General features: G+C 72.5%; 22 protein-coding genes and 1 pseudogene. 15 read left to right on the top strand and 8 right to left on the bottom strand.

Annotated features, from left to right (window positions below):
• Positions 1-179: 179 nt before the first annotated feature.
• The 3 genes from ACIQ6R_RS08585 to ACIQ6R_RS08575 all read left to right on the top strand — a co-directional run bounded on the left by ACIQ6R_RS08585 (position 180) and on the right by ACIQ6R_RS08575 (position 4268).
• Positions 180-1607: a hypothetical protein gene (locus tag ACIQ6R_RS08585; RefSeq protein WP_404185468.1), complete on the top strand. Its 1428-nt coding sequence runs from the start codon at positions 180-182 to the stop codon at positions 1605-1607.
• Between the two features lie 289 nt (positions 1608-1896).
• Entirely contained in the window at positions 1897-3360 is a 1464-nt protein-coding gene (locus ACIQ6R_RS08580) for an alkaline phosphatase PhoX (RefSeq protein WP_404219770.1), read from the top strand.
• Between the two features lie 329 nt (positions 3361-3689).
• Positions 3690-4268 (top strand): TetR/AcrR family transcriptional regulator, encoded by a 579-nt coding sequence (locus ACIQ6R_RS08575; protein WP_404185454.1) that lies wholly within the window; start codon positions 3690-3692, stop codon positions 4266-4268.
• Positions 4269-4395: 127 nt separating this feature from the next.
• Here ACIQ6R_RS08575 and ACIQ6R_RS08570 read toward each other — a convergent pair whose 3' ends face one another.
• The 7 genes from ACIQ6R_RS08570 to ACIQ6R_RS08540 all read right to left on the bottom strand — a co-directional run bounded on the left by ACIQ6R_RS08570 (position 4396) and on the right by ACIQ6R_RS08540 (position 11924).
• Positions 4396-5616: a TerD family protein gene (locus ACIQ6R_RS08570; RefSeq protein WP_404219768.1), complete on the bottom strand. Its 1221-nt coding sequence runs from the start codon at positions 5614-5616 to the stop codon at positions 4396-4398.
• 197 nt (positions 5617-5813) lie between these two features.
• Positions 5814-6803, bottom strand: a complete 990-nt coding sequence (locus ACIQ6R_RS08565) for a zinc-dependent alcohol dehydrogenase family protein (RefSeq protein ID WP_404185451.1) — start codon at positions 6801-6803, stop codon at positions 5814-5816.
• On the bottom strand, positions 6800-7684 hold the full coding sequence (locus tag ACIQ6R_RS08560) for a carbohydrate ABC transporter permease (RefSeq protein ID WP_404219766.1): 885 nt from the start codon (positions 7682-7684) through the stop codon (positions 6800-6802). The genes ACIQ6R_RS08565 and ACIQ6R_RS08560 overlap by 4 nt, the downstream gene beginning before the upstream one ends.
• On the bottom strand, positions 7681-8625 hold the full coding sequence (locus ACIQ6R_RS08555) for a carbohydrate ABC transporter permease (RefSeq protein WP_404185445.1): 945 nt from the start codon (positions 8623-8625) through the stop codon (positions 7681-7683). The genes ACIQ6R_RS08560 and ACIQ6R_RS08555 overlap by 4 nt, the downstream gene beginning before the upstream one ends.
• Positions 8622-9992, bottom strand: a complete 1371-nt coding sequence (locus ACIQ6R_RS08550; RefSeq protein ID WP_404185442.1) for an ABC transporter substrate-binding protein — start codon at positions 9990-9992, stop codon at positions 8622-8624. The genes ACIQ6R_RS08555 and ACIQ6R_RS08550 overlap by 4 nt, the downstream gene beginning before the upstream one ends.
• A gap of 79 nt (positions 9993-10071) precedes the next feature.
• Entirely contained in the window at positions 10072-10842 is a 771-nt protein-coding gene (locus tag ACIQ6R_RS08545) for a DeoR/GlpR family DNA-binding transcription regulator (RefSeq protein WP_404185531.1), read from the bottom strand.
• 272 nt (positions 10843-11114) lie between these two features.
• Complete coding sequence (locus ACIQ6R_RS08540; protein ID WP_404219765.1) at positions 11115-11924, bottom strand: NAD-dependent epimerase/dehydratase family protein; 810 nt, start codon at positions 11922-11924, stop codon at positions 11115-11117.
• A gap of 236 nt (positions 11925-12160) precedes the next feature.
• Here ACIQ6R_RS08540 and ACIQ6R_RS08535 point away from each other — a divergent pair, with 236 nt between their 5' ends.
• Both ACIQ6R_RS08535 and ACIQ6R_RS08530 read left to right on the top strand, forming a co-directional pair.
• The gene (locus ACIQ6R_RS08535) at positions 12161-13111 is read left to right on the top strand and encodes a 5-dehydro-4-deoxyglucarate dehydratase (RefSeq protein ID WP_404185436.1); all 951 of its coding nucleotides are present in this window, start codon (positions 12161-12163) and stop codon (positions 13109-13111) included.
• Positions 13108-14274: a hypothetical protein gene (locus tag ACIQ6R_RS08530; RefSeq protein ID WP_404219763.1), complete on the top strand. Its 1167-nt coding sequence runs from the start codon at positions 13108-13110 to the stop codon at positions 14272-14274. The genes ACIQ6R_RS08535 and ACIQ6R_RS08530 overlap by 4 nt, the downstream gene beginning before the upstream one ends.
• Positions 14275-14388: 114 nt before the next feature.
• Here the strand turns inward: ACIQ6R_RS08530 and ACIQ6R_RS08525 are convergent, their stop codons facing one another.
• A complete protein-coding gene (locus ACIQ6R_RS08525; protein WP_404219761.1) occupies positions 14389-15636 on the bottom strand; it encodes an MFS transporter in 1248 nt (415 codons plus the stop codon).
• A 140-nt stretch (positions 15637-15776) separates the two neighbouring features.
• Here ACIQ6R_RS08525 and ACIQ6R_RS08520 point away from each other — a divergent pair, with 140 nt between their 5' ends.
• The 10 genes and pseudogenes from ACIQ6R_RS08520 to ACIQ6R_RS08475 all read left to right on the top strand — a co-directional run.
• Positions 15777-16418, top strand: a complete 642-nt coding sequence (locus tag ACIQ6R_RS08520; protein WP_404219759.1) for a TIGR03086 family metal-binding protein — start codon at positions 15777-15779, stop codon at positions 16416-16418.
• A 194-nt stretch (positions 16419-16612) separates the two neighbouring features.
• Positions 16613-17281: a GntR family transcriptional regulator gene (locus ACIQ6R_RS08515; protein ID WP_404185424.1), complete on the top strand. Its 669-nt coding sequence runs from the start codon at positions 16613-16615 to the stop codon at positions 17279-17281.
• Positions 17278-18186 carry a dihydrodipicolinate synthase family protein gene (locus tag ACIQ6R_RS08510; protein ID WP_404219757.1) on the top strand — a complete coding sequence of 303 codons (909 nt, stop codon included), beginning with the start codon at positions 17278-17280 and terminating at the stop codon, positions 18184-18186. The genes ACIQ6R_RS08515 and ACIQ6R_RS08510 overlap by 4 nt, the downstream gene beginning before the upstream one ends.
• Complete coding sequence (araD, locus tag ACIQ6R_RS08505; protein ID WP_404219755.1) at positions 18174-19904, top strand: L-arabinonate dehydratase; 1731 nt, start codon at positions 18174-18176, stop codon at positions 19902-19904. The genes ACIQ6R_RS08510 and araD overlap by 13 nt, the downstream gene beginning before the upstream one ends.
• A gap of 95 nt (positions 19905-19999) precedes the next feature.
• Positions 20000-20935: a carbohydrate ABC transporter permease gene (locus ACIQ6R_RS08500; RefSeq protein ID WP_375923626.1), complete on the top strand. Its 936-nt coding sequence runs from the start codon at positions 20000-20002 to the stop codon at positions 20933-20935.
• Positions 20932-21831: a carbohydrate ABC transporter permease gene (locus ACIQ6R_RS08495; RefSeq protein ID WP_404185413.1), complete on the top strand. Its 900-nt coding sequence runs from the start codon at positions 20932-20934 to the stop codon at positions 21829-21831. Before ACIQ6R_RS08500 ends, ACIQ6R_RS08495 begins: the two co-directional genes overlap by 4 nt.
• Positions 21828-22985, top strand: a complete 1158-nt coding sequence (locus ACIQ6R_RS08490; RefSeq protein ID WP_404219753.1) for a Gfo/Idh/MocA family protein — start codon at positions 21828-21830, stop codon at positions 22983-22985. The genes ACIQ6R_RS08495 and ACIQ6R_RS08490 overlap by 4 nt, the downstream gene beginning before the upstream one ends.
• Positions 22982-23827, top strand: coding sequence for a PmoA family protein (locus ACIQ6R_RS08485; protein ID WP_404219751.1), 846 nt, complete (start codon positions 22982-22984; stop codon positions 23825-23827). Before ACIQ6R_RS08490 ends, ACIQ6R_RS08485 begins: the two co-directional genes overlap by 4 nt.
• On the top strand, positions 23824-25401 hold the full coding sequence (locus ACIQ6R_RS08480; protein WP_404219749.1) for a family 43 glycosylhydrolase: 1578 nt from the start codon (positions 23824-23826) through the stop codon (positions 25399-25401). Before ACIQ6R_RS08485 ends, ACIQ6R_RS08480 begins: the two co-directional genes overlap by 4 nt.
• Positions 25402-25434: 33 nt before the next feature.
• A pseudogene (locus ACIQ6R_RS08475) lies at positions 25435-26478 on the top strand (polysaccharide lyase family 1 protein); the annotation flags it as partial.
• Positions 26479-26517 lie beyond the last annotated feature (39 nt).

Here is a 26517-nt window from a genome sequence, read left to right as displayed (position 1 = left end):
TCTACGCGCGTCAATCTCCTGCTTGGCCACGCCAGTTGTCAAGGTTTCGGCCATGTACTCCACCCGTCGGGGAGATGAACCGGGCGGCATGGGTGGAAACCCGTCTAGGCTGAGCTGTTGAGCCGTACGGCGTCCGGATGGCCGTACGGCGGTCAAGGCGCGCGAGGAGAGAACAGCCGATGTCAGACAGCTCCACCCTGCCGCCCGCACGGCTGCGCGCCGAAGCGGAACTGGCCCGCGACGCGCTGTCCACGCCGGTGCTCTCCCGGGCCGCCCGGCTGGCCCGCTGGGCCGGTCCCGACACCCGTGTCGACGCCGGGGGCGGGCTCGTCGAGGAGCAGCTGCCGACGGCGGCCGAGGAGCTCGGGCTGAGCGGGGACGACGCCGCGGCCCACGCGAGCGAGGCGTGGCGGATCGCCGTGGACACCGGTCTCGTCGAGATCACCGACGAGGAGGCGGGCACCGTCGCGGCGGGCGAGGACGTCGCCCTGCTCACCGGCGGCTCCCCGCAGGACGTGCTCGGGCTGTGGCTCACCGCCCTGGAGGCGGTCCTCGCCGACGCGAGCGTGCCCGACCTCGACGACCTGGTCGACGCGATGGCCGAGGGCGGCGAGGTCGACCTGTCGTCCCTCGACTGGGACCCGGAGGCCGAGGCCGAGTTCCTCGACGGCGTGCTCGGCAACCTCTACCTGCTCACCGTCGGCGAGGACCGCCCCGGCGACGCCTCGGTGCCGCTGCCCGCGCTGGCGGCGTCCGTGATCGTGCCCAGCGACATGGGCGAGCCCACCAACGACGTACTGGAGCAGGTGTCCGACGCGATGATGCGGCTGGACGACCAGTTCCGGCTGCTGGAGCCCATCGGCCTCGTCGAGTACCAGCCGGTCGACGAGGCCCTGATGGCCGACGCGGACGAGGAGCCCGCGGCGCCCGTCGACGAGACCGACGTCGCCCGCTACGGCATGGTGCGGCTCACCCCGCTCGGCCTGTACGGACTGCGCGCCCGGCTCCTGGAGGCCGGCTTCGACGCACCCGCCGTCGGTGACCTCGCCGACAAGGGCGCCGACGCGCTGCTGGACGGCACCGCACCCTTCCCGCCGGCCGCGGCGCACGCCGAGACCGAGCTGTGGCTGGCCGGCCGGAGCCCTCTCGACGCGGCCCGTGAACTGCTGGCGGCGGCACGCGGCTCGGACACCGGGGCGCCCCTGCGCCGGCTGCGCTGCCAGCAGGCGCTGTCCCTGGTCGGCGCCGAGGCGGAGCCCGCGCTGCGGGAGGTCCTCGACGACGCCGAGCTGGGCGGCCTGGCCCGGGTCTGGCTGACCGAGCACGGCGCGCAGGACGTTCCCGCCCCGCCGCAGGAGATGGTCTTCTGGCTGACCATCGACACCGTGGCGGCGCAGCTCGCGGCCGAGGGCAACTCCGAGGAACTGCGCCTCCTGGTGGAGGGCCTGGCCCGGCAGCACAGCGGGTTCTTCGAGACGGTCTGGCGGGTCGACCACCCGGCCACGCCGGACGTCCTGGAGGCGATGGGGCGGCTGCATCCCGACAAGAAGGTGGCGAAGGAAGCGCGCAAGGCGGCGTTCAAGGCACGGTCGCAGCAGGGCGGCTGACGCCGGCGCGCGGGACGGAGCCGGGCGGAGCCTGGTTCCGGTCGGTCGGCAGGGTGGGGGTGGATGCCGCGGCCCGGCGTCGCGGGGTGCCGCCCGCGCCCAGCCGTGCCGCCCAGAGCGGGACGCATGCCCGCGGGTGACCGTGGCTGCCGGGGGCGGGCTCGTGGTTGTGCGGGTTGCCCCGCGGGCGCCGTGCACAGTTCAACCGCCGTTCAGGCGCGAGCGGAACCGTGTCGCCGGACCGAGGTCCGCCACCCTCCACGGCACGTCCACCGTCACAGGAGTCACCATGTCGCTCACCCGCAGGGACTTCGCCAGTCGCTCCGCGCTCACCGGCGCCGGAGTCGTGCTGGCGGGCAGCGTCGGCGCCCTCGCCACCGCCCCGAACGCCCTCGCGTCCACGGACACCGAGAGCGCGGGGGAGGAGCACGGCAGAGGCCACGGACACGACCACGGCGGGGTCGGCTACGGGCCGCTGATCCCCGACCCGGACGGCATCCTCGCCCTGCCCGCCGGCTTCCGCTACGAGATCCTCACCTACTGCGGCCGGACCAAGCTGGAGTCGGGCGAGTACACCCCGTCCAACCACGACGGCACCGCCGCCTTCGACGGCCCGCGCGGCACCACCCTCCTCGTCAACAACCACGAGCTCGGCGGCCACCGCGACGACTGGGACCACCCCGTCCCGCTCATCGAGGGCCTCGTCTACGACCCCGCCGCGGCCGGCGGCTGCACGGTCGTCGAGGTCCGCCGCGGCGGCCACGTCGCCGAGTGGGTCGGCATCGCCGGCACCGCCCAGAACTGCGCGGGCGGCAGCACCCCCTGGGGCACCTGGCTGACCTGCGAGGAGACCGAGGACAAGGCCGGCGAGGAGGGGATGACCAAGGACCACGGCTACGTCTTCGAGGTCGACCCCGAGGACCGCCGCGCCAACCGCGACCCCAAGCCGATCAAGGCGCTCGGCCGCTACGCCCACGAGGCCGTCGTCGTCGACCCCAGGCGCGGCCACCTCTACCTCACCGAGGACGCCTCCGGCCCCAACGGCCTCTTCTACCGCTGGACCCCGCCGGAGGGCTTCCGGCACGGCCGCGGCAGGCTGCGCACCCTCGCCGACGACGCCGGGGTCCTCCAGGCGTTCAAGTGCTTCGACTCCGGCGGCAAGTTCGTCGACGACCTCTCCCGCGCGACGAAGACCGGCACCGTCTACGGCGTCGACTGGATCGACGTCCCCGACCGCGACGCGCAGAGCACCTCCGTGCGCAAGCAGTTCGGCGCCGGCCAGGTCACCCGCGCCCGCAAGCTGGAGGGCATGTGGTGGGCCGACGGCGGCGCGTACATCGTCTCCTCGTTCGCCCGTGACGAGAGCCCCGGCCGGCCGCACGACGGCCAGGTCTGGTTCTACGACCCCAAGCGCCGCACCCTCACCCTCAAGGTCCTCCTCGGCGTCAACCCCGACCCGTCGGCGGACGGCGCCTTCGACGGCCCCGACAACATCACCGTCTCCCCGTACGGCGGCATCGTCATCGCCGAGGACGGCGACGGCGTCCAGCACCTCTTCGGCGCCACCGACAGCGGGCGCACGTACCCCATCGCCCGCAACGACCTGAACGTCGGCTCCGAAGAGGAGCCCGAGTACAGCGAGTTCGCCGGCGTCACCTTCTCGCCCGACGGAAAGACCCTCTACGCCAACATCCAGGACCCCGGTATCCTGCTCGCCATCACCGGGCCCTGGAAGCGGCAGAAGCGCCGGTAAGCGCCTCTGCCACTCGGCGGCGACTGCCCTGGGAGCTGTTGAGCCACCGCTTCTGGGGCGGATGCGTTTCCGGACTGATCGACACGGATGGGCATGTCCGGGAGAGGCGAGCTCTGGACAGAGTCACCCGGATCGAAGCGGCGGGTGGTGGACGGGTCTTGAGTCCGACCGTCGGGCCCGCGTCCTGTTCATCGTGAATGGCTTGGTCACCGGGGCGGCACAAGGACCTACGGACTTCGCCCACCCACTGTGCTCGATGCGCGTCATCCGTGGTGGTGGATGCCTCGGATAGGCTGGCCGGGGAGACACCGCTGGGTAGGGAGTCGGGAATGGCGCAGGTCAGGCCCATGCGCGCGGACGCCCGCCGTAACCATGAGCGGCTGCTGGAAGCCGCGGTCGTGGCGTTCGCGGAGCACGGGGAGGGCGCCTCCCTGGACGACATCGCCAAGCGCGCGGGCGTCGGGACCGGCACGCTGTACCGGCATTTCCCGACGCGACGGGCGTTGCTGGAGGCCGCCTACCTCGACCGGATCGAGGCGATCGCGGCGCGTGCCGATGTGATCGCGGCCGAGCGGGCGCCGGACGAGGCGTTGCTGGAGTGGCTGAACGAGCTTGCCGCGGGGATGATCCAGGTCCGCGGGATGAAGGCCTTGCTGGGCACCGCCGTCACGGCCGGTGGCTCGGCGGTGGACACGGCGTGCGGCGACTGTGTGCGGGGCGCGGCCGGGCGGCTGGTGCGGGCGGCGCGGGACCAGGGCACGTTGCGGCGGGACGTCGAGCCGATCGAGGTGCTGCGGCTGGTGCACGGGGTGGTGACGGCGTCCGAGTCGACCGACGGGGCGGGCGGGGACGCCGGGGAGTCCGTCCGCCGGTATCTGTCCCTGGTGTGGGGCGGGTTGCGGGCGTAGGGCCGGTCCGGCGGCTCATCGGCGCGGATGAGGCGCCGTCGCCTTCCTGCGACAGGATCCGCCGGACGGGCTCTCGGCGGCTTCGGCGGGGCGCTCGCGGTGCCGGGAGCGCCCCGCCTGCCGTTGCCTACAGGGCCTGGGCCGACGGCTTGACCATGCCCCGGACCGTGCGGGACTTGACGAAGTCGCCCATGGCGGTCATCTCCCACTCGCCGGAGTACTGGCGGATCAGCTTCGCCATCATCACGCCGGTCTGCGGCTCGGCGCTGGTCAGGTCGAAGCGGACCAGTTCCTCGCCGGTCGCGGCGTCCATGAGGCGGCAGTAGGCCTTGGCGACCTCGGTGAACTTCTGGCCGGAGAAGGAGTTCACCGTGAAGACCAGGCCGCTGACCTCCTGGGGGAGCCGGCCGAGGTCGACGGTGATGACCTCGTCGTCGCCGCCGCCCTCGCCCGTGAGGTTGTCCCCGGAGTGCTTGATGGCGCCGCCGACGATGGACAACTTGCCGAAGTAGCAGCTGTCGATGTGGTTGCGCTGCGGGCCGTACGCGATGACCGAGGCGTCCAGGTCGATGTCCTTGCCGCGGTACGCCGGCTCCCAGCCGAGGCCCATCTTGACCTGGGCGAGCATCGGGCGGCCGCCCTTGACGAGGGAGACGGTCTGGTTCTTCTGGAGGCTGACCCGGCCCTTGTCGAGGTTGATCTTCCCGGCGCCCGGGGCGGGGGCCGGCGGGGCGGCCGGTGCGGTGGGCGGCGCGGAGGGCATCGTGGGCGCGGCGGCGGGCGGGGGCGGCGGGGTGGCCGCCTGGGACCGCTGCGGGGCCGGCGGGGTGGTCGGCTGGGCGGCCGGGGCGGCGGGCTCCTCGACGGTGACGCCGAAGTCCGTCGCGATACCGGCGAGTCCGTTGGCGTAGCCCTGGCCGACCGCGCGGGCCTTCCAGGCGCCGTTGCGCAGATAGACCTCCACGATCACCAGCGCGGTCTCGGTGCCGAGCTGCGGGGGCGTGAAGGTGGCGAGGACGGAGTTGTCGTCCGCGTTGCGGATGGTGGCGGTCGGTTCGATGCCCTGGAAGGACTGCCCGGCGGCGTCCGGGCTGGCGGTGACGACGATCTTCTCGATGCCCGGCGGCACGGCGGAGGTGTCCACCACGATCGCGTCCGGGGCGGCGCCGCCGCCGGAGCGGTAGGTCACGCCCTGGCCGGTGGGCTGGTTGTAGAAGATGAAGTCGTCGTCGGAGCGCACCTTGCCGTCGGCGGTGAGCAGCAGGCCCGATACGTCGAGCCGCACGGGCGCGGCGACGTCCACCGTCACGCGGGCGGCGGAGAGGGGGATGTTCGAGCCGGGGGTCATAGCTGTCATGCCGGGTGAACGAGCGAGGGCGTTTTACCGTTCCCTTACCCGAGGGCCAATCGGGGAGTGCGGTGGTGGGGCGGCCGGTCCAGGGGTTTCGCCCCCGCCGCCCCTTCCCTCCCCGTCCCCGGGGGCCGCGCCCCCAGAGACCCCTTTCGGCCTTCGGCCTCGTCCTCAAGCGCCGGACGGGCTCATCATCACGGCACGACCACGATCTTCCTCCCCACCCCCGCCGCGAACTGCTCCAGCGCCTCGGGGTAGCGGTCCAGCGGGATGCGGTCGCTGATGAAGACGTCCGGGTCCAGGACGCCGTTGGCGAAGAGTTCGGCGGCGCGTTCGTAGCTGTGCAGGACCGCCATCGAGCCGGTGATGGTGATCTCCTGGTTGTAGATGCGGTACGGGTCGATCCGCACCCGTGTCGCGTAGTCGGCCACGCCGAACTGGAGGAACGTGCCCGCCTTGGCGACCCGGTCCAGGCCGTCCTGGATGGCCGCCGCGTTGCCGGTCGCGTCGATGACGAGGTCCCAGCCCTGGGGGCGGTCCAGTTCGTCCGGGGTCGCCGCCGAGGCCGAGACGCCGAGGCCGCGGGCGGTCTCCAGGCGGGCCGGGTTGAGGTCGACCATGTCGACGCTGGCCGCGCCGGTGCGCTTGGCGAGCTCCAGCATCATCAGGCCCATCGTGCCGGAGCCGTAGATCAGGACGTGGGCGCCGAGGCGGGACTGGAGGACGTCGTAGCCGCGGACCGCGCAGGACAGGGGCTCGATCAGGGCCGCGTCCTGGGTGCGGACGTGCTCGGGGAGCTTCACGCAGTTCGCCACGGGTGCCACCGCGTACTTCGCGGCGCCGCCGGCCGTCGTCACGCCGATGGCCGCCCACCGCTCGCAGAGGTTGTTGTGGCCGGTGCGGCAGTAGCGGCACTCGTAGCAGTACAGGGACGGGTCCACCGCGACCTGGTCGCCGACGGACACCTCCGTGACCCGGTCGCCGACGCCGACCACCTCGCCGGCGAACTCGTGGCCCGGCACGATGGGGAGCTTGGGCGCGAACTCGCCCTGGAGGATGTGCAGGTCGGTGCCGCACAGGCCGCAGGCGGCGACCTCGACGACGACCTCGCGCGGCCCTGGCGTCGGGTCGGGGACCTCGGAGACGACGGCACGGCCCACGGACTCGATGACGGCGGCCTTCATTTCACGGCTCCCAACGACAGGCCCTGGACCAGTTTGTCCTGGGCGGCGAACCCCGCGGCGAGCACCGGCAGGGAGATGACGAGCGACGCGGCGCACACCTTGGCCAGGAAGAGGCCCTGGCTGGTGATGAAGCCGGTCAGGAAGACGGGGGCGGTCTCGGCGACCACGCCCGTCAGCACCCGGGCGAAGAGCAGTTCGTTCCAGCTGAAGATGAAGCAGATGAGGGAGGTAGCGGCGATGCCGGGGAGGGCGATCGGGGCGACGATCCTCGCCAGAATCGTCGGCAGATTCGCGCCGTCCACCCGGGCCGCCTCGATGATCGCGACCGGGACCTCGGCCAGGAAGGACTGCATCATCCATACCGCGATCGGCAGGTTCATGGACGTGTAGAGGATGACCAGCAGCCAGATGTTGTCCAGCAGGTCCGTGTTCTTGGCGAACAGGTAGATCGGCAGCAGGCCCGCCACCACCGGCAGCATCTTGGTGGAGAGGAAGAAGAACAGGACGTCCGTCCACTTCTTCACCGGGCGGATGGAGAGGGCGTACGCGGCGGGGAGGGCCAGGACCAGGACGAACAGGGTCGACGCGACCGACGCCACCGCCGAGTTGATCAGCGCCGGCCAGGGGCTGGCGCCACCGTCCGCGCCGAAGAACTCGCGGTAGCCGTCGAGGGTGAGGGAGGCCGCGAAGGACGGCGGGTTGGTGGCGGCGTCCTCCTCCGAGTGGAAGGAGGTCAGGGCCATCCAGGCGATGGGCAGGAAGAAGACGATGCCGGCCAGCCAGGCCACCAGGCCCAGTCCGGCACCCGCCTTGCGGCGGACTCGCACGGGCTTGTCGGCGGTGGTGCCGGTGGCGGCGGGTCGTACGGCGGTGGCGCTCATGCGCGGCCGACCTCCTCGCGGAACAGGGACGACACCACGCGCAGCGCGAAGGTGGCGATGATGATGGAGCCGATGACGACCAGGACGCCCGCGGCCGAGGCGAGGCCGTTCTCGTGGGCCTGGTAGAAGCTCTGGTAGACGGTGTAGGGCAGGTTGGCGGTGCCCAGGCCGCCGGACGTGATCGTGAAGACCGCGTCGAAGTTCTGGACGATGTAGATCGAGCCCAGCAGGGCGCCGAGTTCCAGGTAGCGGCGCAGGTGGGGGAGGGTGAGGTGGACGAAGATCTGCCAGTCGCTCGCGCCGTCCACCCGGGCGGCCTCGATCTGCTGCTGGTCCCGGCTCTGCAGTCCGGCCAGCAGGATGAGCATCATGAAGGGCGTCCACTGCCACACCAGCGCGGCCTCCACCGCGAGCAGCGGGGTGTTCGAGATCCAGTCCGGCTGTGGGCCGCCGACGTAGTGCAGCAGGCCGTTGAGCAGGCCGTACTCCGGGTTGTAGAGGACGTGCTTCCAGAGCAGGGCCGCCGCCACCGGGACCACCAGGAAGGGGGCGATCAGCAGGGTGCGGACCACACCCCGGCCCTTGAACCGGCGGTCCAGGAGCAGGGCGAGCGCCAGGCCGAGGACCAGGCTGGCGAGGACCACCGCCACCGTCAGCAGGATCGTCGTCCACACCGACTTGCGCAGCGCCGGGTCGGACAGGACATCGCCGTAGTTGCCGAAGCCGGTGAAGGTGCGGGCGTCCGGATAGAGGGAGTTCCAGTCGAAGAAGGAGATCACCAGGGTCGCCACGAAGGGCAGCTGGGTGACCACGATCATGAAGATCAGGGCGGGCAGGAGAGGGGCCCGGGTGGCCCAGGCCCGCAGCCGGGAGGACGGCGGGCGGACGGCGGGTCGTGCGTGGTCGGGTGCGGCCGAGGGGGCCGTTGTCGTGGCGGTCATCGTCCCTCGTACTCCTCGGAGATCTGCTCGGCGAGCTGCTGGGACTTCTTCAGGGCCTCCTCGACGGACTGACGTCCGGCGATGGCCGCGCTGATCTCCTGGGAGACCTTGGTGCCGAGGTCGGTGAACTCGGGGATGCCGACGAACTGGATGCCGGGCGCGGGACGCGGCTGGACGCCGGGGTCGTTGGGCTTGGCGCCCTCGATGGCCTTCCGGGTCATCTCCTGGAAGGCGGCGGCCTCCTTGACGTAGTCCGGGTTCTCGTACGTCGAGGCGCGCTTGCCGGCCGGGACATTGGACCAGCCGATCTCGTCGCCGACCAGCTGCTCGTACTCCTTGCTGGACGCCCAGGAGACGAACTTCCACGCCTTGTCGGCGTTGCGGGAGGCCTGTTGGATGCCCCAGGCCCAGGTGTAGAGCCAGCCGGAGGACTCGGTCTTCTCCACGGGAGCGGGCGCGTAGCCCATCTTTCCCTTGACGGGGGAGTTCGCCGACTCCAGCGATCCGGCGGCGGAGGTGGCGTCGTACCACATGGCGACGTTGCCCTGCGTCATGTTGTTCAGGCACTCGGCGAAACCGGACTGGGCGGCGCCGGACTGGCCGTGCTCGCGGACGAGGTCGACATAGAACTTCGTCGCCTTCTCCCACTCGGGGGAGTCCAGTCGTGCCTGCCAGTCCGTGTCGAACCAGGTGCCGCCGAAGGTGTTCACGACCGTCGTCAGCGGCGCCATCAGCTCGCCCCAGCCGGGCAGGCCGCGCAGGCAGATGCCCTTCATGTCCGGCTCGGCACCGTCGAGTTCGGCGGCGAGCTCGGCCACCTGGGTCCAGGTGGGGTGCTCGGGCATCGTCAGGCCCTCCTTCTCGAAGATGTCCTTGCGGTACATCAGGAAGGACGACTCGCCGTAGAAGGGCTGGCCGTAGAGCTTGCCGTCGTCGCCGGTGAGGGACTCGCGCATCGGCCCCAGGACGTCCTTCTCGTCGTACGCCGGGTCCTCGGCGACGTAGGAGTCCATCGGCCGCAGCCACTCGTTGCGGGCGTAGATCGGTATCTCGTAGTTGGAGAGGGTGGCGACGTCGTACTGGCCGGCCTGGTTGGCGAAGTCCTGGCTGATCTTGTCGCGGACATCGTTCTCCGGCAGGACGGTGAAGTTCACCTTGATGCCGGTCTCCTCGGTGAAGTGGTCGGCGGTGAGTTTCTGCAACTCGGCCATCTGCGGGTTGTTGACCATCAGGACGTTGATGGCGTTGCCGCCGGAGCCGGCGCCGCCCGCCCCGACCCAGCAGCCGGAGAGCAGCGGGGCGAGCAGCGTCCCTGCGGCGGCCATGGCGAGCGTGGCTCGCGGCCTCCGTCGGCTCTGGGTTCGCATGGATCGCTCCTGAACATATGGGGAGGTATGGGGCAGTGCGGGGCGAAAGGGCGCCCTGCGGGGGACGTGCGTGTTGTTCTCAGACGCGGATGATCTGCGGCCCGAGCAGCGAGTAGCGGTGCGCCTCGGCCGTGGGCAGCAGCGTGCTGGTGACGATCGCCTCCAGGGCGCCGACCTCCGCGAACCGGCAGAAGCTGACCGCCCCGAACTTGGTGTGCGTGCCCGCGAAGACGGTGCGGCGGGCGGCGCGGATGGCCTGGGTCTTGACCTCGCTGACCGCCGGGTCGGGGGTGGTGAGGCCGTGTTCGCGGGAGATGCCGTTGGCGCCGATGTACGCCAGGTCGATGACGAAGCCGGCCAGCATCTTCGTCGTCCAGTGGTCCACGGTGGCCAGCGTGCCCGAGCGGACCCGGCCGCCGAGCAGCAGGACGGACATGTCGCCGGCCTCGGCGAGCGCGCCGGCGACCGGCAGGGACGCGGTGACCACGGTCAGCGGCCGGTCCCGGGGCAGGGCCTCGGCGATGAGCTGGGGGGTGAAGCCCTCGTCGACGAAGACCGTCTCCGCGTCGCCGAGCAGTTCGGCCGCCGCGGCGGCGACCCGGCGCTTCTCGGGCACGTGGCTGGTGGCGCGGAAGGCGAGCGTGGTCTCGAACCCGGCGCTCTCCACGGGGTAGGCGCCCCCGTGGGTGCGGCGGACCAGGCCGTGGTCCTCCAGGGCGCGCAGGTCCCGTCGCACCGTCTCCTTCGCGACGCCCAGGTCGGCCGCGAGCGCGGTGACGTCGACCGAGCCGGTGGCGCGGGCGAGCCGCACGATCTCGTGCCGGCGTTCTTCCGTCGTCCTCGTGCCCATGCCGAACACCTGCCTCACCGCCTCGTCGCCGTGTCCTTGCCCGTTCGGGCCCGTGAGGGCCATGGGGGAAGTTCTACAGCGGCCGCGCGGCACTGACCAGGCCTGTTGCGGATCCGATACTGCCCGCTTGTGCCCGTTCCGGTCGCCGGGTGCCCGTCACGGACCTGGGAGGCGGCGGGGCGGGGCGTGAGAACGGGCAACACGGATGCCCGCATGCGGAGGCGGGCGGGCCCGTTCGGTGCCCGCCCGCCTCGTGATCGATCGGTTTTTGGTCAGTACGGCCAGATCGGGGGGTCGGTCACGAAGTGGCCGCCGAGGCAGGCGTGCGCCGGGTTGTCCGGGTCGAGGTCGCCCTGCTCGGCGACGAGCTTCTCGGCATACGACTCGGAGTCGTCCCGCGGTTCGTAACCGAGCGCCCGCGCGGAGGTGAGGTCCCACCACAGGCGGGTGTTGGCGGAGGAGCCGTGGACGACGGTGTGCCCGACGTTCTCGGCGGTCAGGGCGGCGTGGAAGAGGCGGGCGCCGTCGGCGGGGCTCATCCACACCGAGAGCATGCGCACGCTGGTCGGCTCGGGGAAGCAGGAGCCGATGCGGACCGAGACGGTCTCCATGCCGTGCTTGTCCCAGTAGAACTGGGCGAGGTCCTCGCCGAAGGACTTGGACAGGCCGTAGAAGGTGTCCGGGCGGCGCGGGGTGTCGACCGGGATGAGGGGGTCGTCGCCCTGGGGGCGCGGGGTGTAGCCGACGGCGTGGTTGGAGGAGGCGAAGACGACGCGCCGGATGCCTTCCTCGCGCGCGGCCTCGTAGAGGTTGTACGTCCCCTCGATGTTGGCCTTCAGGATCTTCTCGAACGGGGCTTCCAGGGAGATGCCCGCGAGGTGGATGATCGCGTCGACGCCGCGGACCGCCTCGCGCACGGCCGCCCGGTCGGCGAGATCGGCGACCACGGCGTCCGGCTCGCCCTCGATCGGGCGCAGGTCGAGCAGGCGCAGCGTGTACCCGTGGTCGGGAAGCAGGTCCCGCATCAGGGTGCCGAGGCCGCCGGCGGCGCCGGTGAGCAGGACGGTGCGGGGAGCGGGCATCCTCGGGACTCCTAGGTCTCCTGTGGGTCTCCTGAACCGGCGGCCGTGCGTATGGGCGCCTGCCGTTCATATGCGTGGACACGCTAAAGAACGGGTGGTGGCCCGTCAAGAGGCGGCCTGCTTGACGGTGTTCGCGGGGCGGCTTAGCGTGGTTGCGTTCAGAAATGTAGACGCAGATCACGAATATGATGCAGGTCTCGCAGACGCAGGCCTTACACATGGAATGGGGAGCGCCCGTGACCTCAGCCCCTCTCGCCGCCCGGCTCACCACCCCCAGCGGTCCGCTGTTCTTCCCCGTCACGGCCTACGGCCCCGGCGGCGAGGCCGACCTCGACGCCTTCCGTACGCACGTGCGCCGCGGGATCGAGGCCGGAGCCGCCGCCGTGTTCGCCTGCTGCGGCACCGGCGAGTTCCACGCGCTCACCCCGGAGGAGTTCCAGGCCTGCGTCCGGGCGGCCGTCGAGGAGGCCGCGGGGCGGGTGCCCGTCCTGGCGGGCGCCGGCTACGGCACCGCCCTCGCCGTGCGCTACGCCCGCCTCGCCGAGGAGGCCGGCGCCGACGGGCTGCTCGCCATGCCGCCGTACCTCGTGCTCGCCGGGCAGGAGGGGCTGGTCCGGCACTACCGGGAGGTGGCCGCGGCGACCTCCCTGCCGGTGATCGTCTATCAGCGCGACAACGCCGTGTTCACGCCGGAGAGCGTGGTCGAACTGGCCCGCACGGACGGGATCGTCGGCCTCAAGGACGGGCTCGGCGACCTCGACCTCATGCAGCGGATCATCAGCGCCGTGCGCACCGAGGCGCCCGGCGACGAGTTCCTCTACTTCAACGGGCTGCCGACCGCCGAGCAGACGCAGCTCGCCTACCGCGCGCTCGGCGTCACCCTCTACTCGTCCGCCGCGTTCTGCTTCGCCCCCGAGATCGCCCTCGCCTTCCACCGGGCGCTCCGCTCGGGCGACGACGCCGTCGCGCACCGCCTGCTGGACGGCTTCTACCGGCCGTTCGTCGAACTGCGCGCACAGGGCCGCGGGTACGCCGTCGCCCTGGTCAAGGCGGGCGTACGGCTGCGCGGGCTGGACGTGGGGGAGGTGCGGCCGCCGTTGCAGGAGCCGACCGAGGACCATGTGAAGCAACTCGCGCGGCTGATCGAGCGGGGTTACGCGCTGCTCGACGAGGAGGGCCGCAAATGAGGGCGTCGGCGTTCGTCTACCCCTGGGACGTCAACGGGGACCCGTCGGCGCCGGAGTTCCTCGCCGGAACCGGCGTCGGGCAGGTGACGCTCGCCGCCGCCTACCACTCCACCCGCGCCCTCACCCCCCGTCACCCGCGCCACCGCGTCGTCACCGCCGAGTACGCCGCCGTCCTCTACCCGCCGGACGCCCGCTGGGAGGGACGGGACCTGCGCCCGTACGAGGCCGGTGACTGGGCGCCCGGCGATGCCTGGGGCGAGGCCGCCGCCGCCCTCGCGGACGCGGGCCTGGACGTGCACACCTGGGTCGTCCTCGCCCACAACTCCCGCCTCGGCGCCGAGCGTCCGCGCACTTCCGTCGTCAACGCCTACGGCGACCGCTACCCATGGGCGCCCTGTATCGCGCAGCCCGCCACGCGCGCGTACCTCACCGACCTGGCCGCCGAGGCGGCGGTGCGGCCGGGGGCGCGCGGCACCGAACTGGAGTCCCTCGGCTGGTACGGGCTCGCCCACCTGCACGCCCACGACAAGACCGGCGGAGTCGGCCTCGGGGACGCCGGGCAGTACCTGATGTCACTGTGCTTCTGCCCGGACTGCCGGGCGGGTTACGGCGGTCAGGGCCTCGACCCCGACGAACTGGCCGCCGCCGTGCGCGCCGCGCTCGAACCGGTGTGGCGGGGAGCGGTGCCGTCGGACGGGGGCTGGGCGGGCGTGGCGAAGCTGCTCGGCGAGGCGCCGGCGAACGCCACGCGCGCGTGGCGGGACGAGACCGCCCGCACGCTCCAGGAGGCGGCGGTCGCGGCCGTACGCGCCGCCGCGCCCGACGGCTTCCAGGTCCTGCTGCACGCCGACCCCGTCTCGTACCACTGCGGCGCCAACGCCGGCGTGGACCCCGCGCACATCCTGTCCGTCGCGGACGGCGTGATCGTGCCCTGCACGGGCGGCGCGGGCCTGCTGACGCCCTTCGCCGAGCAGGGCCGCGCCGGGGCCGTACTCGCCGCCAACCTCACCGTGGTCTCCGGCATGGGCGGCAGACCGGACGCGCTCGCGGCCGACGCCGCCCGCGCGCGCGAACTGGGTGCGACGGAACTGCGGCTGTACCACGCGGGGCTGGCGTCGGACGCGGACCTGGAGGGGGTGCGGGCGGGGCTGCGGGTGAGGTGAGCGGGACGGGGGCGGGGCGGGACGTCGGGGTCCGGCTGCGGGCCGGTGAGGACTGGACGTCGTGTTTCGGCTGCGGGTCGGTGGGGGCCGGTCGCGCGGTTCCCCGCGCCCCTTTCAGGGGCGTCCGGCGCAGGTACCCGAGGGGGTGCGGGGAGCCGCCACGAGTGCCACCGCCGTCGCCAGCAGGACGCCGCCCAGCGTCGGCAGCAGCAGCGGCAGCCCGACCGTCTCGACCAGTGCCGCGCCCGCGGCCAGTCCGAGCACGTTCGGTAGGAAGATCAGGGAGTTGGCCGTCGCCGTGACCCGGCCCAGCAGCGGCCCCGGCGTCTCGTGCTGGACGGCGGTCAGGGCGGCGATCAGCACCGCCGGCATCCCCGCTCCGGCCGCCGCACCGGACGCCAGGGCCACCGCGTCGTACGGAACGGCCCGCACCGCCACCGCCACCGCCAGCAGTGCGATCCCGGCCGCCGCGAACCGCCGCTCGCCCAGTCGCCGCAGGGCGGGCCCGGCCAGCAGGCCGACCGCCACCGAGCCGGCGCCCTGGCAGGCGTACAGCACACCGGCGTACGCGGGGGAGTGCCCGAGGGACTCGACCACGGCGTACACCGTGGGCCCGCAGACGCCCGCGCACAGCATCATGACGCCGCCCGCGACGACGAGCGGGCGCAGCCGCGGGCGCCCCCACAGGTACCGGGCGCCCTCGGCCGTCCGCCGCCGCCAGTTCGCCGCGGGGCGCCCCGGCGGTGCCTCCCGTACCCGCAGGGCGGCGTACAACCCCGTGGCCAGCACGAACGTCGCCGCGTCCAGCGCCGCCACGCTCGCGCCGCCGTACGCCGCGTAGACGCCCGCCCCCGCCAGCGGCGCCACCAGCTTCAGGCCCTCGCCCGCGGTCATGCGCAGCCCGTTGAAGTCGCCGAGCAGGCGAGGGCCGACGACCGCGGCGACGAGTGCCGACTCGGCCGCGTCGTGGACGACGCCCGCCGCGCCGTACACGAACAGGACCGCGAACAGCAGCCACAGCGCGTCCGGCGAGTCCACGGCGAAGAGGGAGAGCAGGAGGACGGCCAGCAGCAGGTTGGTGGCGATCAGCAGCGGCCTGCGGCGGACGCGGTCGGCGAGCGTGCCCAGCACCGGGCCCACCAGCGTCGGCGCCCACATGGCGAGCATGCACAGCGCCGCGAGTCCGTCCGAGCCGGTGAGGTCCTTCACCCAGACACCGGAGGCCAGCCACAGCGCCGAGGTGCCGAAGCCGGACACCACCACCCCGGCGAGATACAGGCCCGCGTCGCGGTCGCGCAGGACGCGGACCACGGGCCAGGCCCCGCGCGTCGTCTTCCTCGTCTGTGCGTTCCTTGGCGTCATGCCTGGTCATCGTGGATCTAAGGCGGAGGGGCGGGCATCGGGCAGGTGCCTCAGCGGCCGGTGCGGCGGCCGATGAGTTTCACGGCCGGAATCGGTCTACCTCCGCAGAGAGCCGGCCACGCGTTCCCGAGGAGCACCCGATGACCCACGACGCCCCCACTCCCATCACCGCCGCCACACCCACTCCCACCACCACCCCCACCCTCGACCTCGGCCCGCAGGTCCGGGTCCTGGCACGCCTCGCCGACGGTGTGAGCGACGCGCGGCTCGCGGACCCGACACCGTGCCCGGACATGGCGGTCCGCGACCTGCTCGGCCATCTGACCGGCCTGGCCACCGCCTTCCGCGACGCCGCGCGCAAGGACCTCGGCGCCACCACCGACACCAGCCCCGAAGCGGCCGTGCCGGACATCGGGCCCGGCTGGCGCGAGGAACTGGCCGAGGTGCTCGGCCGGCTCGCCGAGGCATGGCGCGCCCCCGGAGCCTGGAGCGGCATGACCCGGGCCGGTGGCGTCGACCTGCCCGGCGAGGTGGCCGGTGCCGTGGTGGCCGACGAACTGGTGATCCACGGCTGGGACCTGGCCCGCGCGACCGGCCAGGAGTACCGCCCCGACCCGGCCGCCCTCCAGGCGTCGTACGGCCTGCTCTCCGCCGCCGCCGAGGAGCCCGACCGGGACGCCGGCATGTTCGGCCCCGTCGTCCCCGTTCCCGACGACGCCCCGCTGCTGGACCGGGCCGTGGGACTGAGCGGGCGCGACCCGGGCTGGACGCGGCCCGCCTAGGGAGAGCACCGCGACCTCAACTTCCTCTGTCAGAAGCATTGACGTGGCCCCGCGCCCCTCTTACCTTCAACGCGTCGTACTTCGTACGTCATATATGAGACGCGATACGCGAGATCAGATACGCGAGAGATCCCATCGGATCCGGCACGCGGCATCCGAGACGCGCATCCGACGCGAGATTCCGAGAGGCGCGCATGACCTCTGTGCCCACGCCGATCCCCTCCCGCACGCAGTACGTGCTGGAGGAGATCAAACGCCGCATCCTCACCGGCCGGCTGACGCCCGGTCAGGCCCTGGTCGAGACCGACCTCGCCGCACAGTTCGGGGTGTCCAAGACACCGGTGCGCGAGGCGCTCAAGACGCTGGCCGGCACCGGACTGGTGGTGATGAACCAGTACAAGGGCGTCACCGTGCGCATGGTGGACGCGGACATGGCGCGCGAGGTCTACGACGTCCGGCTGCTCCTGGAGCCCGAGGCGCTCAAGCGCGCGGTGCGCCGCGGGGCCTCCCTGGACGCGGCGACCGACGCGCTGACCCGGGCCGACCGGGCCACGGACACCGCCGAACGGTCCCTCGCCAACCGGGAGTTCCACCGCGCCCTGTACGTGCCGTGCGGCAACCCGCTGCTCGGCCGGATGCTCGACGAGGTCCGCGACCAGGCGGCCCTCGTCTCCGCCGTCGCCTGGGCCGCCGACCCCTCCTGGGAGCGGGAGGCCGGCGAGCACCAGGAGATCCTGCGCCTCGCCCTCGCCGGTGACGCGGACGGCGCGGCCCGCGCCCTGCACGCGCACATCGCGTCGTTCGTCGAGCGGGCCTTCCCCGAAGCGGGGACGGCGGCCCAGGAAGAGGACGGTCAGGCATGACAGCGACGTTCGAGACCCAGCGGGCGGCCCTGGCCGACGTGGTGGCGATCCCGGTGACCCCGTTCGCCGAGGACGGCACCGTCGACCCCGCCATCCACCGGGCCCTGCTGCGTCGTCTCCTCGACGGTGGCATCACGACCCTCACCCCGAACGGCAACACCGGCGAGTTCTACGCCCTCACCCCGGCCGAGCGCCGCCTCGTCACCGAGCTGACGATCGAGGAGGCCGACGACCGCGCGGAGGTCCTGGTCGGCGTCGGCCACGACGTGCCGACCGCGGTCGCCTCCGCGCGGCACGCCCGGGACCTGGGCGCCTCCATGGTGATGGTCCACCAGCCCGTCCACCCCTACGTCTCCCAGGGCGGCTGGGTCGACTACCACCGCGCCATCGCCGAGGCCGTACCCGCGCTGGGCGTCGTGCCCTACATCCGCAACGCCCAGCTCACCGGCGCCCGCCTCGCCGAACTCGCCGACGCCTGCCCCAACGTCATCGGCGTGAAGTACGCCGTCCCGGACGCCGCCAGGTTCGCCGCCTTCGCCCGCGACGCCGGCCTCGACCGCTTCGTGTGGATCGCGGGGCTGGCCGAGCCGTACGCGCCCTCGTACTTCTCCGCGGGTGCCACCGGATTCACCTCGGGTCTTGTGAACGTCGCCCCGGCCGTCTCGCTGAACATGATCGAAGCGCTCCGGTCCGGCGACTACACGGCCGCGATGAAGGTCTGGGAGCAGATCCGCCGCTTCGAGGAACTGCGCGCCGCCAACGGCTCCGCCAACAACGTCACCGTGGTCAAGGAGGCCCTCGCCTCGCTGGGCCTGTGCCGCAGGGAGGTCCGCCCGCCGAGCAAGCCGCTGCCCGAGGACGAGCGGGCCGAGGTCGCCGCCATAGCCGCGGGGTGGTCGGCGTGAGGCCCCCGGAGCAGCTCCGCAGCCATCAGTGGTACGGCACGGACGGCCTGCGCTCCTTCAGCCACCGCGCCCGCACCCGCCAGCTCGGCTACCTGCCCGAGGAGCACCTCGGCAAGCCGGTCATCGCGATCCTCAACACCTGGTCCGACATCAACCCCTGCCACGTCCACCTGCGCGACCGCGCCCAGGCGGTCAAGCGGGGCGTCTGGCAGGCGGGCGGCTTCCCGCTGGAGTTCCCGGTCTCCACACTCAGCGAGACCTTCCAGAAGCCGACCCCGATGCTCTACCGCAACCTGCTCGCCATGGAGACCGAGGAGCTGCTGCGCTCCTACCCGGTCGACGGCGCCGTGCTGATGGGCGGCTGCGACAAGTCCACCCCCGCCCTGCTCATGGGCGCCGCCAGCGTCGACCTGCCCGCCGTCTTCGTGCCCGCCGGGCCCATGCTCCCCGGCCACTGGCGCGGCGAGACCCTCGGCTCCGGCACCGACATGTGGAAGTACTGGGACGACAAGCGGGCCGGCATCGTCGGCGACTGCGAGATGCAGGAACTGGAGAGCGGCCTGGCGCGCTCGCCCGGTCACTGCATGACGATGGGTACGGCGTCCACGCTGACCGCAGCCGCCGAGGCCCTCGGCGTCACGGTCCCGGGCGCCTCCAGCATCCCGGCCGTCGACTCCGGGCACGACCGGATGGCGGCGGCGGCCGGTCTGCGCGTCGTCGAACTGGTCCACCGGGACCGCAAGCTGAGCGACATCCTCACGGCCGACGCCTTCGAGGACGCCGTCACCACCGTGCTCGGCCTCGGCGGCTCCACCAACGCCGTGATCCACCTGATCGCCATGGCGGGCCGCGCGGGGGTCACCCTCACCCTCGACGACTTCGACCGCATCGCCCGCACGGTCCCGGTGCTGGCCAACGTCCGCCCCGGTGGACAGACGTACCTGATGGAGGACTTCCACTTCGCCGGCGGCCTGCCCGGCTTCCTCTCCCGCATCACCGACCTGCTCCACCTGGACCGGCCCACGGTGTCGCACGACACGATGCGGGAGCAGCTGGACGGCGCCCTCGTCCACAACGACGACGTCATCCGGACCCGCGACAACCCCGTCGCGGCCGAGGGCGGGGTCGCCGTCCTGCGCGGCAACCTCTGCCCCGACGGCGCCGTCATCAAGCACATCGCCGCCGAGCCGCACCTGCTCGAGCACACCGGCCGCGCGGTCGTCTTCGACGACTACCGGACGATGCAGCGCACCATCAACGACCCGGCCCTGGGCATCACCGCGGACAGCGTGCTGGTGCTGCGGGGCGCCGGCCCCAAGGGCGGCCCGGGCATGCCCGAGTACGGGATGCTGCCCATCCCCGACCACCTGCTCAAGCAGGGCGTGCGGGACATGGTCCGGATCTCCGACGCCCGCATGAGCGGCACGAGTTACGGCGCGTGCGTCCTGCACGTGGCGCCCGAGTCGTACGTCGGCGGACCGCTCGCCCTGGTGCGCACCGGCGACTTGATCACCCTCGACGTCGAGGGCCGCTCCCTGCGACTCCACGTGGACGACGAGGAGCTGGAGCGCCGCAGGGCCGCGTGGACACCACCGCCCGCCCGCTACGAGCGGGGCTACGGCGCGCTCTACAACGAACAGATCACCCAGGCCGACACCGGCTGTGACTTCGAGTTCCTGGCCCGCCCGGGCAGGGTGCAGGACCCGTACGCCGGCTGAACCCCGCACGACACGAACACCTCCGCACACCCCTGCACGCAGAGAAAGCGCTTCCTGCACGACCCACGCACGACGTACCAGAACGGAGAACTGTCATGGCCCAAGCCGCAGCCGTGGCGAAACCGCCCGCGCCACCCCGGCGGCGCCGTGCCTCCGCCACACCGCGCAGGCTCCCGTACCTGCTGATCGCACCGGCCGCCCTGCTGATGCTGGGCTTCATCGCCTACCCGGTCATCAGCGTCTTCTACTACAGCCTGCAGGAGTACAACCCCACCAAGCCGTGGCGGAACGGCTTCGCGGGCTTCGACAACTTCGTCAAGATCTTCACCGACGACCCGATGTTCTGGGACACCCTCGTCTTCAGCGCCAAGTGGGTCTTCGTCGAGGTAGGACTGCAACTGCTCTTCGGCCTGGCCCTGGCGCTCATCGTCAACCAGACCTTCGTCGGCCGGGGCATCGGGCGTGCCCTGGTCTTCTCCCCCTGGGCCGTCTCCGGCGTGCTGACCTCCGCGATCTGGGTGCTGCTCTACAACTCCCAGACCGGCATCACCCGTTACCTCGCCGACATGGGCATCGGCGACTACGGCACCAGCTGGCTGTCGGACACCTCGACCGTGTTCTCCGCGGCGGTCGTCGCCGACCTGTGGCGCGGCGTGCCCTTCTTCGCGATCCTCATCCTCGCCGACCTCCAGTCCGTCTCGAAGGACCTGTACGAGGCCGCCGAGGTCGACGGGGCGAGCCGGCTCAAGCAGTTCTGGCACATCACACTGCCGCACCTGAAGGACGCCATCATCCTGTCCACGCTGCTGCGCGCGGTGTGGGAGTTCAACAACGTCGACCTGCTCTACACCCTGACCGGCGGCGGACCCGCGGGAGTGACCACGACACTGCCGCTGTACATCGCCAACACCAGCGTCGACGCCCACGACTTCGGTTACGCGTCGGCCCTCACCACGGTCGCGTTCGTGATCCTGCTCTTCTGCTCGATCGTCTATCTGCGGCTGAGCAAGTTCGGAGGCGAGAACAAGTGATCACCAAGGAGGCCACCGCGCCCGCTCCCGCGCCCGCGCGGGCCGACCACGAGCCGCCGCGGCAGGCGAAGAAGCGCCGCCCCGCCTGGGACGAGGTCCCCCGCTGGCAGATCTATCTCCCGCTCGGCGTCTACCTGGTCTTCACCCTGATCCCGTTCTACTGGATCCTGCTCTTCGCGCTGCGCCCGGCGGGCTCGACCTCGCTCGTGCCCTGGCCGATGACCTTCGAGCACTTCGAGAAGGTGTGGACCGACCGGAGCTTCGGCACCTTCTTCGAGAACAGCGTGTACGTCGGGCTCGCGACCCTGGTGATGACCACGCTCGTCGCCCTGACCGGCGGCTACGCCCTCGCCCGGTTCGACTTCAAGATCAAGCGGGCCTTCATGCTCGCCCTGCTCTGCTCCCAGTTCGTGCCCGGCGCACTGCTGCTGGTCCCGCTCTTCGAGATCTTCGCCGAACTGCAGATGATCAACTCGCTCGGCAGCGTCATCATCGCCGAGACGGTCTTCCAGCTGCCCCTGTCGATGATCCTGATCAGCAACTTCATCAAGAACGTGCCGTACTCCCTGGAGGAGGCCGCCTGGGTCGACGGCTGCGGCCGGATGCGGGCCTTCCTAGTCGTCGTCCTGCCGCTGCTGCGGCCGGGCCTGATCGCCGTCGGCTCCTTCGCCTTCGTGCACTCCTGGAACCACTTCCTGTTCGCCCTGATGTTCCTCAACAACCAGGACAAGCAGACCATCCCGGTCGGCCTCAACACCCTGATGAGCGCGGACAGCGTCGACCTCGGGGCGCTCGCCGCCGGCGGCATCATCGCGGCCGTGCCCGTGGTGCTCGTGTTCGCCTTCATCCAGAAGTGGCTGATCACCGGCTTCAGCGCGGGGGCGGTGAAGGGGTGAGCGCCGTTCCCGTAGTCCTCGCCGGCGCCCGCGGCCACGGCCGCTGGCACATCGCCAACATCCGCCGCCTGGAGCGGGCCGGACTGGTCCGGCTGGCCGGCATCTGCGAGCTGACCCCGCTGAGCGAGGCGGAGGCCGGCGGGGAGGTGCCCGAGCAGTCCGCCGACTTCGGCGCCCTGCTCGACTCCACCGGCGCCCGGATCGCCGTGATCTGCACGCCGATCCCCACCCACACCGACCTGGCGCTGACCGCCGCCCGCCGGGGCGTCCACCTGCTGCTGGAGAAGCCACCGGCTCCGTCGTACGCGGAGTTCCGCCGCATGGCCGACGGGGTCGCCGAGGCCGGCGTCGCCTGCCAGATCGGGTTCCAGTCGCTGGGGTCGCACGCCGTGCCGGCCGTCCGCGCGCTGGTCGCCGAGGGCGCGATCGGCGAGGTGCTGGGCATCGGCGGGGCCGGGGCGTGGGGGCGCGACGAGGCCTACTTCCGCCGGGCGCCCTGGGCGGGCCGGCGGCGGCTGGACGGCGCCGACGTGATCGACGGCGCGCTGACCAACCCCCTCGCCCACGCCGTCGCCACCGCCCTCGCGCTCGGCGGCAGCACCCGCGCCGAGGACGTCACCGGCATCGAGACCGAGCTGGCGCACGCCAACGACATCGAGGCCGACGACACCTCCTGCGTCCGCGTCACCACCACCCGGGGCCGTCGCGTCACCGTCGCCGCGACCCTGTGCGCGGAGCGGCCCGACGAGCCGTACGTCCTGGTGCACGGCAGCAGCGGCCGCATCACCTTCTGGTACAAGCAGGACCGCGTCCTGCTCCAGCGCGGCGGCCACGGCCCCGAGGAGTACCACCACGGCCGTACCGACCTGCTGGAGAACCTGGTCGCGCACCTCACCACCGGTGCCGCCCTGCTGGTCCCGCCGGACGAGACGGGCGCCTTCATGCGGGTCGTGGAGGCGATCCGCCGGGCCCCCGACCCGGAGCCGCTGCCCGACGCCGCCTGGCGCCGTGTCCCCGGCGAGAGCCGCCGCGTGGTCCCCGGCGTCGACTCCTTCGTGGCAGCCGCCGCCGACACCCTCTCCCTCTACTCCGAACTGGGCGCGCCCTGGGCGCCGCGCACGGAGCACCCGCGATGCGAGGTGAGCACCCGATGACCGGCCACGACTCCCCGGTGCTGCGCGTGGCGGGCCGCCCCGTCGCCCGGTACGTCACCCGGCCCGAACTGCCGCCCCGGCTCTCCCCGCGCCCCTACCTGCACCCCGTCACCACCCTGGCCGGCACCGCCGTCACCGAGTTCAGCCCCGCCGACCACCCCCACCACCTCGGCGTCGGTGTCGCCGTTCCCGACGTCGAGGGGCACAACTTCTGGGGCGGGCGCACCTACGTCCGCGACCGGGGCCCGACCGAGCTGGACAACCACGGCGCCCAGCGGCACGTCGCCTTCCAGCTCCGCGACCCCGACGGCCTCGTCGAGGAGCTGCGCTGGGTCGCCGCCGGCACCGAGCTGCTGCGCGAGCGCCGCACCGTCGCGGCCACCGGACTCACGGCCACGGCCTGGGCGCTGGACTTCACCTTCTCCCTCACCAACGTCACCCCGGACCCGCTCACCATCGGCAGCCCCGCCACCAACGGGCGCCCCGGCGCCGCCTACGGCGGCTTCTTCTGGCGCGCCCGCAAGGAGAGCGCGGCCCCTCGGGTCCTCACCGCCGACCGCGAGGGCGAGCGGGAGATCCACGGGACCCGCGCCGACTGGCTCGCCCTGACCGGCGACACCTGGTCGCTGGTGTTCGCCGGGGCCACGGAGCAGACCCGCCGCGACCCGTGGTTCGTGCGCACCGAGGAGTACCCGGGCGTCGGTTCCTCCCTCGCGTACGACGAACGACTGACGGTCGCCCCCGGCGACACCGTCGTCCGCCGGATCGTCACCGTCGTCGCCGACGGCCGACTCGACGCCGACGGCGCCACCACCCTCGTACGAAAGGCGGTGAGCCCGTGACCTCAGGGACCGCATCCGAGACCGGACACGAGACCGCGTCCGACCCCGCACACGAAACCGCGTCCGGGACCTCGGAGACGTACACCAACCCCGTCCTGAACGCCGACTGGTCCGACCCGGACGTCCTGCGCGTCGGCGACGACTTCTACCTGACCGCGTCCAGCTTCGGCCGCGTCCCCGGCCTGCCGCTCCTGCACTCCCGCGACCTGGTCGACTGGACCCTGGTCGGGCACGCCCTGAACCGCCTGGAGCCGGCGGAGGCGTTCGCGACGCCCCGCCACGACTGCGGCGTCTGGGCCCCGTCCCTGCGCCACCACGCGGGCCGCTTCTGGATCTTCTGGGGCGACCCCGACCACGGGATCTTCCAGGTCAACGCCTCCGACATCCGGGGCCCGTGGACCGCGCCCCACCTGGTGAAGGCCGGCAAGGGACTGATCGACCCCTGCCCCCTGTGGGACGACGAGACCGGCGAGGCCCACCTCGTGCACGCCTGGGCCAGGTCCCGCTCCGGGATCAAGAACCGCCTCACCGGCCACCGTATGCGCCCCGACGGCACCGGACTCCTCGACGAGGGCGAGGTGATCGTCGACGCCGACCGGCTCCCCGGCTGGTTCACCCTGGAGGGCCCCAAGCTCTACCGGCACGACGGCTGGTTCTGGATCCTGGCACCCGCCGGGGGAGTGGAGACCGGCTGGCAGGGCGCCTTCCGCTCCCGCGACTTCTTCGGGCCGTACGAGGAGAAGGTCGTCCTGGAGCAGAAGGACACCGACGTCAACGGCCCCCACCAGGGCGGCTGGGTACGCACCGCGACCGGCGAGGACTGGTTCCTGCACTTCCAGCAGCGCGGCGCGTACGGGCGGGTGGTCCACCTCCAGCCGATGAGGTGGGGCCCGGACGGCTGGCCGGTGCTGGGCGACGACGGGGCCCCGGTCACCGAGCACCCGCGTCCCGCGCTGCCGCCGCAGCCGCCCGCCGCGCCCGCGACCGACGACGACTTCCCCGGCGGACGGTTCGGCCGCCAGTGGTCGTGGACGGCCAACCCCCGCGACGGCTGGGCCACCCGGCACTCCGGGGACGGGCTGCGGCTCGCCTGCGTCCGCTCGGCCGACGCGCACGACCTGCGCAGACTGCCGAACGTGCTCACGCAGCGGCTGCCCGGCGACCCCGCGGCCATCGAGGTGGAGCTGCGCCTGGACAGCGAGGAGCCGGGCGCGCGGGCCGGGCTCGCGGTGCTCGGCGACGCCTACCGCTGGATCGGGCTCCAGCGGGGCGCGGACGGGACCGTGCACCTGGTGCACCGGTTCGCCGAGCCGGTGGCCGAGGCCGAGCGGGACGCCGACCACCCCCGCCCCGCGCCCGAGGGCCGGGCACGGCTGCGGATCGAGGCCGGCCCCGGGGCACGCTGCCGCTTCTCCTACGATCTCGGCGACGGGCCGCGCCCCACCGGCCAGGTCTTCGCCGCCACCCCGTGGCGCTGGGTCGGCGCCCTGCTCGGCCTGTTCGCGCTCGCGCCCGTCGGCCGGGGGGACGCCGGCGCGGCCACCTTCACGCGGTTCCGGACCGGACCCCGTTGACCAGCCCCACCCGTACGCCTGTTGGGAGTCGCAATGACGCACCTCCGTAGCGAGCGCCTGCCGGGAACCGGCAGGATCCTGGCCACCGTCCTCGGTCTGGTCGCCGCCCTGGCCCTCGGGACGGTCGGGGAGGCACAGGCCGCCCCGGCCCGTGAGACGGGGGCGCCGCGCCTGGCCGACCGGGCGCACGGCTTCGCCTCCCTGGCCGGCGGCACCACCGGTGGTGCGGGCGGCAGGGTCGTCACCGTCACCGACCAGGCCGCGCTGGCGAAGTACGCGGCGGCCGAGGAGCCGTACGTCATCCGGGTGGCGGGCTCGATCGCGGTCGCGCCCTTCGGCGCGGACATCGTGGTCGGCTCCGACAAGACGATCGTCGGCGTCGGCGACACGGGCGAGATCGTCCACGGCGAGCTGCACCTCGATCCGGGCACGCACAACGTGATCATCCGCAACCTCACGATCCGCGACAGCTACGTCGAGGGCGACTGGGACGGCAAGACCACCGACTTCGACGCGATCCAGATGGACTCCGTCCACCACGTCTGGATCGACCACAACCGCCTCACGCACATGGGCGACGGCCTGCTCGACATCCGCAGGGACAGCGAGTACATCACCGTCTCCTACAACCGGTTCGAGAACCACAACAAGGCGCTCGGCATCGGCTGGACGGACAACGTCCGCACCCAGATCACCATCGACCACAACTGGTTCACCGGCACCAAGCAGCGCAACCCGTCCGCCGACAACTGCGCCTACGCGCACCTGTACAACAACTACCTCTCCGCGCAGGTGGCCGACGGCGACCCGCTGTGGACGTACGGGAACTGGGCACGCGGCGCGACGCGGATGGTCATCGAGAACAGCTACTACGACGGGGTCCAGCACCCCTACCAGGCGGACGCCACCGCGGAACTGGTGCAGCGCGGATCGATCCTGAAGGACACGACCGGCCGGCACGACGCCTGGGGCGACGCCTTCGAACCGGATGACTTCTACGACTACCGGCTCGACCCGGCGGCCGCCGTTCCGGCGCTGGTCAAGCGCTTCTCGGGGCCGCGGAAGCAGCTCGGCACCCACTGACTCCCCCACGTGTCCAGTCCGTTCACCGCTCCG

This window comes from Streptomyces sp. NPDC096048, from assembly GCF_044763415.1.
In the GTDB taxonomy this organism is placed as follows: Bacteria; Actinomycetota; Actinomycetes; order Streptomycetales; family Streptomycetaceae; genus Streptomyces.
This window is presented reverse-complemented; position numbering and strand designations above follow the sequence as displayed.